This window comes from Psychrobacter aquaticus CMS 56 (assembly GCF_000471625.1).
Classification (GTDB): domain Bacteria; phylum Pseudomonadota; class Gammaproteobacteria; order Pseudomonadales; family Moraxellaceae; genus Psychrobacter; species Psychrobacter aquaticus.
Window position 1 is genome coordinate 44,775 of sequence record NZ_AUSW01000016.1, and the last position, 15,491, is coordinate 60,265.

Genomic DNA, 15,491 nt, shown 5'->3' on the forward strand with positions numbered 1-15,491 from the left:
ACGAGTTAGGATAACCCTATGAAAAACCAGCCCAACGACATAGTGACGCTTGAGTGGTTATTACCACTATTTAATCAGCAATTATCACGGGTATCTGATGGCTGGCAATTAGGTGCGGATAGCACTGACTATGAGCGGATGATAGAGCCTTACCGTCAGATTGGTGGGGCGTTGACTATGATTCGCCTTCCTTTGCTAGCAAACCTTGCCAACAAACTGAATTTACTGGCAGAAGCAAGCCGTCATGATGGTCTCTCTACTTACCACCACCGGATTGGCCAGTTTTCTCATGAGCTGTTGCATCGTGAGTTGAATCAGTATGCACATACGAGCAGTCATCATATTGCTTTAATTCATAAAGCCGTTGATGAATTGACGCAAGCATTGTCAAAACTGGGTATAGCGACAGACTCGTTAGTAGGCCTTACTGATAATCAGTATCAGCATTCATACAATGATGTCGATAACAATATTATCGATAATATTGAGGTGATAGTACCTACAAGTCGAATGCTGACGCACTTGGAAGATCATCATTATCAGCAGTTATTACTGGCTTGGCGTCAGCAAGTACAAGCGTTACTGGTTGTTAATACTAATGAGTCTTCTTTACTGGCTATACTAGAAAGAGTTAGCCAGTACTTGTGGCAAACCACGCAAAATGGCGATTTACAACGCCTTTGGTATTTGACTGAACGGTGGCTAACTGATCTTACGCACAATGACACACCTCTACCTGAGCACTATGCGCCACTATTAAGTCAACTTGAGCAAATGATAGAGCCTTGTGCCAATCAAGCTGAGTTACCCTCAAGTGTGATCAGAAGCTTGATTCTAAAAATTTATATCGAATTAAGTGGTCTTGGCCAAAGTAGTAAGATCACTCAATCTATATTAAACGGTCTATCGCAGAGTACGCCAACCGCTCCACGTTTTCTATCACGGATACTTGGTGAGCTTGAGACACTTATTTTTAATTTAGATAAACCAGATACGCTTTTAACGCCTTTACAAAAAGTGAAAAGTCAACTTGAGGGACGAGGCTGGACATATTATGTGTCGCAAGTCGAGTCAATCCTCACGGATATCGAGCACGCTTTATCATCAGAGAATGGTTTTGCACAAGAGCAATGGCAGATTGAGCGCAAGCTGCAAGAGTTATATAGTGCTATCTATAATACCGAACAAACGATATCTATTAAGATAGGGGGCGCAGCCTCTTTTGTCACAGGGTCTGAAGCACTTGATAGTGTTGATAATCAGGTGGAGGATAGTCATGACATTGCTTCTGCTGATGCAGATTTGCGTGAGTTGCGCATCGCAGTAGAAGAAGTAAAACAAAATTTCGATGAATATGTACAGCGCCAAAATATCCATCTGTTGCCAGATGCTGCTGATTTTATTGCTATTGGAGATGCTTTCGCTGATATGGGTTTGCCAGCAATTCGTCAAACCATGGATGAGATGGCCAGTATATTTGCGCAATTGGCAAGTCATAAAATTGCAGTGCTCAGCTGGGATGTGATTCAAGCATTGGCTGAGGCTTTAATCTCTATTGAATTGTTGCTTGATTATCTTGCACAACAGGTCTTTGATCAGCAGTTATTGACCCAAGCAAGTGAGCATACGACCAAAGCCATACAGCTACTCAATGTTTATATTGAAGCACCAGAGACGATCAACGATACTTTTCTTACGCAAAAGCCAGCCGCGATGAATGTACTTCGTTATGATGATAGTGGCGAGATTGCCCCTGTTATCATTTCAGACGTAGATAATGAAGATACTAATAATATTAGCGACCATACTGTTAATAGCAATACCGTTAACAACATTGTAGAGAGTGAAGCATTAACACGCGTTCGTGAGCAAATTAAACCCGACAACTTCGAAATAGACGAGGATATTCGTGACATCTTTATTGAAGAGGTGACAGAGGTAGTCTCTGACTTAGAAGACTTCCTGCCGATTTGGCAGCAGGATTCGCAGGATTTAACCCCATTAACTGAGGTGCGTCGAGGTTTCCATACTTTAAAAGGCTCAGGCCGTATGGTCGGTGCTTTTAGTATCAGTGAAATGGCATGGTCAATCGAAAACCTGCTAAATCGCCTTTTGGATAAGACGCTATCTGTCACAGATGAAGTGGTAAATCTGGTAATAGAGACAACGACACACCTACCAGCATTGGTCGCTGATTTTGAAGCGCAGCAATCACCAAGCTTTGACCCTGCTCTCATTATTTTGCAAAGCCATAATTTGATGGCGCAGCAGCCTATCAATACTGGTCTACCTGTGCCTGAACTTACTGACAATGAAACCGAATCTGACAACAATCAATCTGTTTTAGCAAACAGCTCAGAATTGGACATATCAAGAAGCATTGACGACATTGAGGCGTCAATGCTTCTTGATACAGTTTACGATTCTGACAAGACCAGTAATGACAGTGAAAATAAAAAGACAGCTGCATCATTGGCTACTTTAGAGATTCCAGCAGTACTTGTCCCTTTTATGCAAAAAACCGAGCAATTACCAGCGGATGCTAGTGATGCAGACCCTGATATTAAAGAGATATTTCTAGAAGAAGCCAATGAAGTATTGGTTGATATCACCCCTTTGTTTGAAGGTTGGCGACTATCAACAACTGATTTGAGCGGACTGGCAGACATCCGCCGCGGCTTTCATACCTTAAAAGGTTCAGGTCGTATGGTAGGGGCTCACTATACGGCTGAGCTGGCATGGGCTATAGAAGATATGCTTAATCGCATCTTGGATCGTAGCGTTGTTGTCTCAGAGGATATGTGTCAGCTTATTGCAGACGTATTAGCAGCTTATCCTACGATGTTGACGGTGTTTGAAAACGACAGCCAAGACTATCCAGTAATGATGCCCTTGTGGATCGCCTGCGCGAAATTTTATAGTAAGCAGCAACATGATGAGTTTAGCTATGCTGCTTTATTTGCTCAGCAGCATGAGCCAGAAGGGAATGGCTCTGAGTATGAGGTAAACCAAAGCTCAGTCGGATTTGAGCTATCTGGTTCAGATAGCACGTACCTCATCCATGATAATACCAATGAAGCGATAGATATCACGTTGCAGACGTTCAATTACGTCAACGAAATGATAGCAGAAGCGCCCATTGTCTTAGCACCTCAAAGTGAAAAAGAAAAAGTATTTTGTGAGATTTTTATCGACGAAGCGGAAGGCTTATTACAAGATATTGATCAATTTGTTGATGACCATAAAGATGAGCCTTATGTTGAAGTCACGGATGAGATCGTACGCGCCTTTCATACTTTGAGAGGGGCTTCTGGCTCAAGTGCGCTAGCGGCCATCAGCGAAGTGAGCGCGACCATAGAACATAGCTTGGAGTTGTTACAACAACAAGATACCGCCATGAATGCTCAGCACCTAGAAGCATTAGCCAGATCTGCCACACTGATGGATGGCTATTTGACCCATTATAAACAAAACGTTCAGCCGCAAAACGTAGCAGCAGAAGAGATGCATAGCCAACAAGACATCGTATCGTTACAGGCCATGCTTGATGAGCAACATATCACTAGCGATACTAAGGCTGTATCCGATAAAAAACCGACGATAGAGCAGCTACTAGATAATAATATTGATGAACTATTAGATGCGGAATGGGAACTAGATGCCGCTCTCAATAATTCTGAAATAGAACAGGTTCAGGGATATATGAAGCGCCAAATATCGCAAATACACCATTTGACCGATAAAGCACAAGCGTTTCCAAAATTTGCCTTAATCCTTAATGAGCTAGGCAATGCATATGTTTACTTGAACAACAACCTTGATAAAGCAAGGGATACAAACGTTCAAGCCATACTACATGCTGGCCACGCTCAGTTAGTCGGTTTATTTGATGCATTGGCAGGTAGTACGTCATTGAAAATGAGCAATCAAGTGCTTGAGGATCTACATAGTATTTATCAGGATGATGCCAACAATGATGACGGTGCCTTTATCGTTCGAAGTGTTTCAGCGCCTGAGCTAGAGCTTGAGTTTATTGATACGGATGCTGAGCTATTAGAAATCTTTTTAGAAGAAGCGCAAGAGCTTGATGCTGCGCTAGACGAGAGTTTTAATAAATGGCGCACTGATATAACCAATATTAACTCATTAAAAGTTTTGCAACGTCATCTTCACACTATCAAAGGTGGCGCACGGATGGCGGGTATTCGTAGTATTGGCGATCTAACGCACGAAGCTGAGAGTGTTTATGAGTCATTTGTAGAGAGCAGAAGAGCTCCAACAGAGCAATGGCTCGAGATTATGCAAATGGTACAAGATACGATGTCGTTGCAAGTGATGCATATCGTGAATTATAAACAATCGTTTTTTGCATCAGATCTTATTGAGCAGCTACAACAGTTTGAAAAAGCAAAAACATTGCCAGAAACGGTAGAGCTCATCATACCCGTACCGAAAAATAATTTTGAACCTGAGACACAAAGTAAGGACGCTGAAAATACTTATAGTAGTGACGAAGCAGATACTTTAAGTTTGGATAGAATGATTCAGCAGTCATGGGCGAATGGCTTACCTGACCCTGATATATTGGCAGTGTTTTTAGAAGAAGCAGAAGAACTTACCAATCGCAATAAATATCTGCATTTATTCTTAAAAGATACCAATAATACCACTGCGTTACAAGCGCTTCAGCGTGATTTGCATACCATCAAAGGTGGTGCGCGAATGGTCACTGCGACTGGTATCGCTGATCTGGCGCATGAAATGGAGTCGGTTTATAAAGATTTTGTGGATAATCGCCGTCCTGCTACCAAGAAAGTATTAGAGCTACTGGTAGCCAGTCATGACTGGCTTGCTGATGCAGTGTTTATTCTTAGACAGCAGGTCAATCCACCGACGCCTGCGCTATTAATTGAAGCATTGCAACAGTTTGGTAAAAACCCTGATAGCTTAAAACAAATACCCAAAGAGTCTCTACAAGTACAGCGTGAAGCCATCTTTATTGCTAAAGAAAAGCAGGATTCACAGTACCTTGCAAAAGATATTAGTGAAATGCCGTCTATGCTCAGCAGTGTCAGTGAAGACGATCAAGCTACTAATAACAATGAGATGATTCGCATTTCAGGGGGGTTAATTGAGCATATGATTAACCTGTCTGGAGAATCAGCTATTAACCGTGCTCGTATTGATATGGGCATAACCAGCTTGACCAACAGTATTGAGGATATGGGAACTACGGTACAGCGTTTGGCGGATCAGTTACGCCGAATGGAAATCGAGCTTGAGGCACAGATTCTATCGCAAATCGACGATGAGTTGATTCAGAATGAAGATTTTGATCCTCTCGAAATGGATCAATACTCTTCTTTAAATCAGTTATCAAAATCCTTGACAGAATCAGCATCAGATTTGGTTGATATCAATCATACATTGTTAGAAAAAACACGTGATAGCGAAAGCCTTTTATTACAGCTGTCGCGAACGCAAACTGAGCTGCAAGATGGTCTTATGAACTCGCGTATGGTGCCATTTACGCGTTTGACGCCACGTCTTGAGCGTATCGTTCGTCAGACTGCCAATGAGCTGAACAAGTCTGTTGAGTTGACGATTATCAATGCTGACGACGAAATGGACAGAACCATCCTAGAGCGTATTACCTCGCCGCTTGAACATATGCTACGCAACGCCGTCGATCATGGTATCGAAAATACATCGACGCGTCTAAGAGCAGGTAAAGAACGTAGTGGGCGTATTACGCTTGAAGTACATCGCGAAGGCAGTGAGATTGTCATCGAGTTGTCAGATGATGGTCGTGGCATCGATGTAGAAGCCGTACGTAACAAAGCCATCTCTCAAGGCCTCATTGATGCAGACGATTATAGTTTAACTGACCTTGATATCATGCAATACATTTTTAATGCTGGACTGAGTACCAGTAAGCAAGTGACGCAGATTTCTGGGCGCGGCGTTGGTATGGACGTGGTTATTAGTGAGATTCGCCAATTGGGCGGTGCGGTCTCGGTGGTTTCAGAGCTGGGTCAGGGATCGCGCTTTACGATGCGTTTACCTCTGACTGTGGCAGTGTCTGATGCCTTAGTGGTTAGAGCAGCAGATCGTTATTATGCGATACCACTGGTGCAAATTGAGCGCGTGGTTCGTGTCAATCCAGAAAAACTTTACGATTATTATCAGTCAAATGCTGCCACGCTAAACTTCGAAGATGTTGATTATCGGGTTCGCTATTTAAATGAGATTTTATCAGGTAATAAATTGAATGAACTGGTCGTCAATACCAATACCAGTCTGCCACTCATCATTATTAAAAACCGCACTGGACACAATATTGCTTTGCAGGTTGATCAAATTGCAGGGTCACGTATTGAAGTAGTGGTAAAACCATTAGGAAAACAGTTGTCAAATCTATCAGGGATTTCAGCAGCGACGATTATGGGCGACGGCTCGGTCATGCTTATCTTGGATCTGATTGCTTTGATGCGTAATGCACAGCTGGTTAAAAATATGTCGAAATCTGCTGACTCTAAACGCAAAAGTATAGCGTTTAAGTCTACTATCTTAGTCGTTGATGATTCAGTTACCGTACGCAAAGTGACGTCACGCTTCTTGGAGCGTCAAGGATTTAATGTGGCAGTGGCAAAAGATGGTATCGATGCAATTGAGATATTACAAGACACCACGCCAGATATGATATTGCTGGATATCGAAATGCCACGGATGGATGGTTTTGAGGTCGCGACTCAAGTCAGACATAATCAGCGTTTACAGCATATTCCTATTATCATGATTACATCACGTACGGGTGAGAAGCATCGTGAGCGTGCGTTAGAAGTTGGGGTAAATGATTACATGGGTAAGCCATTCCAAGAGCAGGAGCTGCTTAATAAAATTCAGGGGATACTGGGCAAAAAGGTCAGCCTGACTCATGAAGGATAATGCACGTATCTTGGCACTAAGAAAAAAAAACAAGAATGAGATTAGGGTGATGGTCGTAGCAGAAGATCATCATCAGCGTATGGCTTTTTCGGATACCATACGCAGCTGTGATTTTATCCTCGTTGGCTGTATGTCACGGGCGCAACTGCAAGAGAGTTTTGAGCTGTCTGAGTTAGCAGTCGATATTTGGCTGATAGACAGCGACTATGATGACAATGTTATGACGGCCACGACTGTTTCCAAACCAGCCGCAGTGTTGGTTGGTTTTAGTCAAGCACCTTATCTTAATGAAGCGCCGCAATATGCCAAATGGCAGCGCAAACTAAAGCGTAAGCTTGCGCATATGTTTGCGTTACCTGTCTTGGTAAATGACTTCGTTTATAAGAAGGATAATACAGAAGCAGATTGGCGTTATGTGGTGTTTTTAGGCGCGTCTATGGGTGGACCTAGTGCGATTAAAGAGTTTTTGGACAACTTGTCACCCATGCTACCAGTGTCTATCTTACTGGCACATCATTTTAATAAAACCATGATTGACACCTTGCCGCGTATACTCAACCGTCATAATAACTGGCATTGTCAGGTGATTGCATCTTCACAGCGCTTACGAGCGGGTCATTGCCTTATAGCACCCATTGATAAGCAGATCGTCTGTGACTCGACAGGTCGTGTGATATTGTTAGATGAAGCATGGAGTGGTGAATATAAGCCTGCCATTGGTCAAATCCTCAAAAATACCAGCGACGTATATGGTAGTGAGCTTATCAATATCATATTTTCAGGTATGGGTAACGATGGCTCGCAGTATTTGGATGTCATTCAAGAAAACAACAGTCAGTTGTGGGCGCAAGATCCAAGTTTAAGTGCTTGTCCAAGTCAACCTCAAGCGATCATCGATTCAGGATATTGCAACTTTGTTGGTAGTCCTGCGGATCTGGCGCAGAAACTTACAGATTATATTGGTGAAAGAGCGGTGACAGCCTCTTCACATTAACTTATGGTGAGCGATGTATGAAACAAATTTTGAAACACTCGTTTGAAGCGGTAAGCTTACTGACCACTAGTAAGGGTATGCTTGATGTTACGATTGTTCCTGCCTTTAACCAACCTGACTGGCTTATTCCAAGTAGCTTGATTTTGAGTGTGGATGACTATGCGGAACGTGTCTCAACATATGATTGGCAGCAACAAGCAGTAGTGGTATTTCATCTGCTGCCACAAGATCAGTCACCAGAGAAAATGCTGGTATTAGAGGGTAATACCTCAGATCATCGCTTAGCATTGCAAACGGCAGGCGAGCTACAGCAATTACAAGTGCGTATTTCTGAAGTCAAAGATATCGATACTCCTGAGCAACTCAATCATACAGATATCGACAAAACTGTAGTACCTGTTAATGAAAACGTTGTGCTATCCTACCTTTTTCAAACTGTTACGATTGATGGCAAAACTTATTTGGTGCCAGATTTGGATAAAATTGCGCATCACTTAATTGATTTAGACAGGTAATTGCTCGTCTATATTTGAGTGAATCTTGGCTATCAAGATATTAGTCCAGAAGTTTTACTTATTTCTAATCGCTGGATGAGTGGCTATTTTGTCTATAGCATTGATTGCAAATAACGAATGGTAAGGACAATGGGATAGCACATGAGTAATACAAGTTCACACTTATCAAAGTGGTCTGTCAGTAGTCGTATTTTTCACTGGATTAGTGCAGTTTTATTACTGGTCACATGGGTAATGATATTTTTGTACGACAATCTCGATAGTAACCTTTATATCGGATTGCATAAATCTTTTGGCATCAGCTTATTGTTTTGGATGATAGCGCGGGTAATTAACCGTGCAGTGACTAAAGCACCGCCGCCGATATCCATGCCAAAGTGGCAGCTGTTATTATCACAATTGTCGCATTTTGGACTTTATGCGCTATTAATTGCCATGCCAATGGCAGGTTTATTGATGTCTGTCTATGGTGGTCGGCCCGTTGATATTTTTGGCTTGTTTCAAATTTCCGTATTTGTGACTCCAGATCGAGATTTAGCCCGTTTTTACAACGATTTGCATACTGATATTATTTGGCCAACAATTATTGCATTCACGCTTATTCATATTGCCGCTGCTCTATATCACCAGTTTGTGAAAAAAGACAATTTAATGGCACGTATGAAATAATTGACTTTAAGCGGTTTTTTATCGATGAAAGTATTTTTTTCTACCTAAAAAACGCATATAAAAAACCCTAAGTACGAATACTTAGGGTTTTTTGTGAGTGCAATTACGATATTTAGTAAGTTAAATAAGTTTGATACAGCAAATCATCTTTTTGAGAAGAGTATTATTTTTTGTGCTCAGGTAAATTAATATTCATCTCTAGTACATCTAGGCTGTCCTCAGAACGATGATTGATATTGACATCATCTATCTGTACACCGTTGACATACTTATTAACCACTTCTAATATCTCACGTTTCATTTTTTCGATACGATCAACAGTTAGGCGGTTGTTTAAGCGATTTTCACTAGCAACGATGACCTTAAGGCGTTCAGTCGCTAAATTAGCACTACCGCCACTATTGTTGTCATCAGTACCAAATAGGCTACTCCAAAATCCTTTTTTCTTCGTCATCATTAACCTCCAAACCAGCGCTGTAATAGACTCTTTTTCTTCACATCAATATGACGTAATGGACGTTCTTCGCCTAAGAAACGGGCAACAATGTCATCATAACATTGACCAGCAATAGAGTCGGTATAATGAATAACTGGCTCACCATGGTTCGATGCTTCAAGAACCGAATGGCTTTCAGGAACAACCCCAAGTAAGGGCACTTTTAAGATATCGTTAGAAATCGTATCAATATCCATCATCTCGTTGGCTGCTGCACGTTCGGCGTTATAACGAGTAATAATCAGATGCTCACGTACAGAACCTTGGTTTTCTTCAACCTTTTTGGTTTGGCTTTGCAAAATACCAATAATACGGTCTGAGTCACGTACTGAAGAAATCTCAGGATTAGTAACAATAATCGCCTCATCAGCATGGTACATTGCCAACTGCGCACCGCGCTCGATACCCGCAGGTGAATCACAGATAATATAATCAAACTGTTTAGACAGCTCAGCCATAATCTCTGCCACCCCTTCATCTGTCAGTGCGTCTTTATCACGCGTTTGACTGGCGGGTAGGATGTACAAATTTTCGAGTTGTTTGTCTTTGACAAGTGCTTGCGACAAACGAGCATTACCGTTGATGACGTCAACAAAATCGTAAACAATCCGGTTCTCACAACCCATGATCAAGTCTAGATTACGTAGACCCACATCAAAATCGATAACGACTGTTTTATAGCCACGCAATGCTAAGCCGGCGGCAAAAGAGGCACTTGTCGTGGTTTTGCCCACACCGCCTTTACCTGAAGTGATTACAACTATCTTCGCCACAATGGCACACTCCTATGAATCAATGGGATATCTTTTATATAAATAGCGCAATTACATATTATTCACATACTAAGCATGCACTACCTGCGAAGCTAGCCTAGCACAAATAAACAAAAATTTATAGCAAGTCAATGCTAAAGCCACAAAACAACGTATCAGTAAGCCATTCGCCATGGTTACCTAACGTTTTTTAGCCACTACAGCCTTTTGTGAATGATAGAATAAACGCTCACGATTAAGGTAGATAGTGGCAGAGCCAGAGATTCATCATAGGGTATTTTTGTTAAATAAACTTACGCTAATAATGAATCCAATTATCTCAGAGGTTTTATGAAAAATTTCTTAGCTCAGTTTTTAATTTTTCTAACCACCATTTGAACGTTTATGGTTTTCAATAACATGTTATTAGGCATCATCCATAACGGTAAATACCAAGCCTTCACCTTCTATAAACCTCACTTGTACTGATTTGTCGATCACATGTTTGGGTAAGTTGTCTCGCAAACAATAAGTACCCGCCACCGAAACCAGTGAAGGATTAAAAACCTGACAGAAAATACGGGCATCTTTGTCGCCTGTTGCTCCTGCAACCAATCGACCTTGGGCGCGACCATAGACATGCAGATTGTTGTCAGTGATGGCTTCAGCGCCGCTATTGACACTATCAGTCAAAATTAAGTCGCCGCCGACGTGGTTGAGGCTTTGTCCTGAGCGTAGCATTTGGTCATAGATCAAGCTGGTAATATGCTCAGCGCTCAATAAAGTCTCTGCTGTGAGCTCTGCTATTGTTGATTCCGCCGCCGACTTGTCAATGCTAGCAGTGTCGCTACTGCCAGCCAAGTCTGCGCTTTTATCCTCTGGTAATTCGCTTGTATTCTCTGGAGCTTTGCTAATTTGAGTAACGGTTTTTTTATTGGCCAAAATCCGCTCAATGCGTTTGCCATCGGCGGGAAATATGGCCAATCGCTGTGCGCGTGCTTGTGCATCGAGCATCCCTGTTACGACACCGATGGGCTGTAAACCCCATGACCACAATAACTCTACCAATGCTGATAGATCTTGCTCAACTTCACTATCAATGAGAACTGGGATATTGCTGGATTTGTTACTTAGCGTTTCAGCAAGCTGGGCTTCAATAACGCCTAGATTATCTGTACTGAACTGCAAACGTGAAAAGGTCAGCATTTTGCCATAAAACGCCAATGCTGGTGATGCTGGTACGGCGCTCGAGTCCTGATTGTCGTTGCCTAAAACTGTCATATATAAATCCTCAAAAGATAATTCTGTCGCTGTATTCGCGATACTGTTTTTATTATCGAGTCGCGCTATTTATTTTATGGTTAAGTCGGATGATTGGTCATAGATTGAGCATGTCTTGATGCTTCCATTGTTGCACTTTTACTTGGGCTTCAAATTCCGTCAAACTGTCATCAATGATACTAGAAATTAGAGTGTCTAGCGCACTATTATCCGTGTCTATTTTTGCAATACCGCTCGCAACAGCCACCATCAATGAGTCGAGGCGCTCAGGATCGAGGAGTCGTTTATTCAAGGCATGAACGATATTTTCACCTATATTATGTCCCACGTGTTGTAGTTGCGATTCAATCAAGCTACCAGCAATAGGTATCATGCGCAAATATCGACGTAACTCAGGTGTGTTGGCCAATCCTTCTTCGATAGCATTGCCCATTTCGCTGGCTAATATACTGCCGCCACCTGATGATGCCGTCAATTCCTGTAATTTGGGGGCTAGTTCTGTACGCAATACAGACAACAGTGCTGCCTCAATCTCATTACGGTTTCGTGCAATCGTGGATTCGATAAAGGATTTGTGCGTCGCAGGATTGGTTAGCTGCTGTCGAAAATTCTGGATGGTTGTCAGTATGACGCGGTCGGATAACTCTTCTAATAATAAGTCAATATAGAACTTAATCCGATTGATCCACGGCTGTGGCAGCACTTGGTAGCCAAGTTGATATAAACGTCGCCCGATAACAACTGCTCGAAACAAACGCAATGCTCGCAGTTGAGGAAAACAGCCTAACACTTCGTACCAATGCACAAAAGGAAAAAAGAACCAGCGATAATAGATTTTTTGTTTAATCGCAACTGCCCAACGTAACAATAGTTCAAGAATTAAAAAGATGGTAAAAAATCCGCCAGCTGTACGTAAAGGATCGTGTAAGGTGTTTTGATACCAGATAAGCGCGTCGCTAATGGTCAGCCACCCTGCGACATGACGGATAAAGTCACTCATCAAGATAGCATCAATACTAATCAATAATAGATCAATACTGATGGCAATAAGCATCACAATATCGTAAGTGAGTTTTAAGCGACTTGGCTTTGGACGGTTGGGTCGTAACGGCTTATCGTCCGATAGATGAGACGACTGATTTGGCACGGGTGCTGAGTCTAGAGACGAGCTAGTAATAGTGGAGGCGGACACAGTCAAACCTTATAAACGATAAATGGCATAAAAAAGAAGCAGTTTAGATAAAATACGCGACTATTGAGTCAGTAAAAGTAAACGCTTATCACTGCTCCCATTATCAATGAATGGTTCTAAAAAACAACCCATCTTTTATTATATAGTTGACAATAAATAAAATGGATACACGACATTATGATGCAAGACTGAGATAAATTTTTCTTGCTTGCTGTGCCTTCGCAGACATAGACTACAAAAAATTTATCTCAGTCTCTCTGCCTCTCTTTTATAGTCCATTGACTATTATGGAGAATTAATCATATTTACGTCTTTTCGGTTTTGGGGTTGGTTTCAAATTCAGCCAGCATATCCGTAATCAGCTGATCTTTTTCACGCCATATTTGCTCAACCCATGCAAACATTTGCGCCTTCACAGAGTCGTCATTTTCGTAGCCACCATTTTGAATGCCAGCAAACAAGGCATCAGGTATCTTGATATGTCTGACATCAACGCCTAAGCGCTTAATGTTACCTTTCCATAGATCACTATAAGTTGGTACGCCATCCGGATAGACAATGGTCATATCTAATATACCATCCATGTCTGCGCCTAGCGCATTAATCGCCAATGACAGGCCGCCTGCTCGTGGTTTGAGCAAATGCGTGTAGGGCGACTGCTGCTGAGCGTGCTTGATCTTGGTGAAGCGAGTACCTTCTAGATAATTTAATAAGGTAAATGGTTTGTTTTTCAAAAGCGCACAAGCCCGCTTTGCTTCTTCAATGTCTTTACCTTTTAGGGCAGGGTTTTTGGCCACGGCTTCTTTGGAATATCGCCGCATCATTGGGAAGTCTAAAAAGTAAAAAGCTTGGCCAACAATGGGAATATATATCAGCTCAAATTTGGTAAAAAATCGTGTCAATGGCAGACGTTTTTCGCCAATATATTGCACGATACTGGTGTCAACCCATGACTGATGGTTACTGACAAGCAAATATTTACCATTGATATGAACGTCAGCAGGCAAGTTGATACGCCAGTCTTTGCGCGGCAGCATGTTGTCGATTAAGGCACTATTGCTACTGATCCAGTAAGTGGCAATTTTGATCACTGCTTTGTCCGCAATCGGTGCGCCAGTAAGTGTTTTGCCAAGCCCCATCAACCATAAAGGAATACTACCACCGAAGCTGTTGGCCGCGATGACGCCAGTTGCTGTTGCAAGCGAAACTGCTTTTCCCAGCTTAGGGCTACGTTTGTGCATTTTTTGAATCGTAGAGGTTAGTCGCATGCTCATTCCTTTTCGGTCAAGCTTATCAATATAGTTATTCATCATGGGTTTGTTAATTCATAGGTTTTTATCAATAACGCAAACACTATTTATAAAAGTGAGGCTGGATTCATAGCCTCTATGTACACCGCATAACCATGGCTCATTCTGTGGCATAATTTTAGCAGAAACGGTTTATGGTGTACGGGTGTAAACGTGACTTGTAATAACACTTACGAAGGCGTAGAAAGTATGAAAACAGCAAACGCTTTCTGCACTTTTTATACATAGATGTGACAAAATATTACACACGATAAAATTGTAATTGCCATAATAATCACGAGTGCATATATGCACCTATAAAGGATTATCGGAAGATATTTATAAAAAACACAATTTATTCATCAACTTAAATTTTAAGTTTAAGAGGAAATACATTATGCGTAATACATTAATGATTGCAGCAGTAGCATCAGGTTTGGCTCTCAGTGGTTGTGTGACTGATCCTAACACTGGACAACAACGTTTGAATAAAACAGCACTTGGTACTTTGGTTGGTGCGGCAGGTGGCGCAACGATTTCAAAAGCAACAGGTGGTGATAAAACTGGTCGTGATGCAGCTATTGGCGCAGCTTTGGGTGCTGGTGTTGGCTATTATATGGAGCGTCAAGCCAAGCAGCTTGAGCAACAAATGGCTGGTACAGGCGTGACGGTTGAGCAAAACCCAACCACAGGTAACATCGATTTGGTTATGCCAGGTAGCATTACGTTCTCATTTGATGATGCTACGCTAAACTCGTCTTTCAAACCAACGCTTGATAAGTTGGCTTCAACGATGAACCAGTATAACAAGACTACGGTAAACATCGCAGGTCATACTGATAGCCAAGGTTCAGCTTCATACAATATGGGTCTATCGCGTGATCGTGCTTATTCAGTTGCAAATTATCTAACAGCACGCGGTGTTGCTTCTAACCGTATAAATGTTGTTGCCTATGGCGAATCACGTCCGGTAGCTGATAATAATACTGATTATGGGCGTCAGCAAAATCGCCGTGTTGAGCTAACTATTAACTCACCACAAAGTGTCAACTAATCGATAGTTTTATATAAGTATTCTTTATATAACGACTTTATGCTTTAGTTTCATTTATAAAAAAGATCAGCCCTGAGCTGGTCTTTTTTTTGTGCTGAATTCTATCTAATATGTACTTTTGATTGGTTTATTTCAGCGTATCAATGACAGATAAAGGATGATAACGATATGAAATTAATTATTAATTATTGATAATGATTATCAATAAAACTATACTTCATAAAGATTTTATATTGCTATAATATTAAGCATTTTATTGTATATGGTAAATAAGTAATATGCATAGCTAAGATATTATTGT

At 41.6% G+C, this 15,491-nt stretch carries 10 protein-coding genes; 5 read left to right on the forward strand and 5 right to left on the reverse strand.

Going from position 1 to position 15,491, the window contains the following annotated elements:
* Window positions 1-18: 18 nt before the first annotated feature.
* The 4 genes from M917_RS05175 (at window position 19) to M917_RS05190 (ending at window position 9,126) form a co-directional block, all read left to right on the forward strand.
* The gene (locus M917_RS05175; RefSeq protein ID WP_021813727.1) at window positions 19-6,948 is read left to right on the forward strand and encodes an Hpt domain-containing protein; all 6,930 of its coding nucleotides are present in this window, start codon (window positions 19-21) and stop codon (window positions 6,946-6,948) included.
* On the forward strand, window positions 6,938-7,942 hold the full coding sequence (locus tag M917_RS05180) for a chemotaxis protein CheB (RefSeq protein ID WP_040642029.1): 1,005 nt from the start codon (window positions 6,938-6,940) through the stop codon (window positions 7,940-7,942). Before M917_RS05175 ends, M917_RS05180 begins: the two co-directional genes overlap by 11 nt.
* A 17-nt stretch (window positions 7,943-7,959) precedes the next feature.
* A complete protein-coding gene (locus M917_RS05185) occupies window positions 7,960-8,457 on the forward strand; it encodes a hypothetical protein (RefSeq protein ID WP_021813729.1) in 498 nt (165 codons plus the stop codon).
* Between the two features lie 141 nt (window positions 8,458-8,598).
* Window positions 8,599-9,126 carry a cytochrome b gene (locus tag M917_RS05190; protein WP_021813730.1) on the forward strand — a complete coding sequence of 176 codons (528 nt, stop codon included), beginning with the start codon at window positions 8,599-8,601 and terminating at the stop codon, window positions 9,124-9,126.
* Between the two features lie 163 nt (window positions 9,127-9,289).
* Here the strand turns inward: M917_RS05190 and minE are convergent, their stop codons facing one another.
* From minE to M917_RS05215, 5 genes are all read right to left on the reverse strand, one after another.
* Window positions 9,290-9,580 carry a cell division topological specificity factor MinE gene (gene minE / locus M917_RS05195; protein ID WP_040642038.1) on the reverse strand — a complete coding sequence of 97 codons (291 nt, stop codon included), beginning with the start codon at window positions 9,578-9,580 and terminating at the stop codon, window positions 9,290-9,292.
* 2 nt (window positions 9,581-9,582) lie between these two features.
* Window positions 9,583-10,395: a septum site-determining protein MinD gene (gene minD, locus M917_RS05200; protein ID WP_021813732.1), complete on the reverse strand. Its 813-nt coding sequence runs from the start codon at window positions 10,393-10,395 to the stop codon at window positions 9,583-9,585.
* Between the two features lie 405 nt (window positions 10,396-10,800).
* Window positions 10,801-11,655 carry a septum site-determining protein MinC gene (minC, locus tag M917_RS05205; RefSeq protein ID WP_021813733.1) on the reverse strand — a complete coding sequence of 285 codons (855 nt, stop codon included), beginning with the start codon at window positions 11,653-11,655 and terminating at the stop codon, window positions 10,801-10,803.
* Between the two features lie 97 nt (window positions 11,656-11,752).
* Window positions 11,753-12,847 carry a hypothetical protein gene (locus tag M917_RS05210; protein WP_021813734.1) on the reverse strand — a complete coding sequence of 365 codons (1,095 nt, stop codon included), beginning with the start codon at window positions 12,845-12,847 and terminating at the stop codon, window positions 11,753-11,755.
* Between the two features lie 305 nt (window positions 12,848-13,152).
* Entirely contained in the window at window positions 13,153-14,115 is a 963-nt protein-coding gene (locus M917_RS05215; RefSeq protein ID WP_040642030.1) for an acyltransferase, read from the reverse strand.
* A 418-nt stretch (window positions 14,116-14,533) separates the two neighbouring features.
* On the opposite strand from M917_RS05215, the gene M917_RS05220 reads away from it, so the two are divergent.
* A complete protein-coding gene (locus M917_RS05220) occupies window positions 14,534-15,190 on the forward strand; it encodes an OmpA family protein (RefSeq protein ID WP_021813736.1) in 657 nt (218 codons plus the stop codon).
* The last annotated feature ends 301 nt before the right edge of the window (window positions 15,191-15,491 follow it).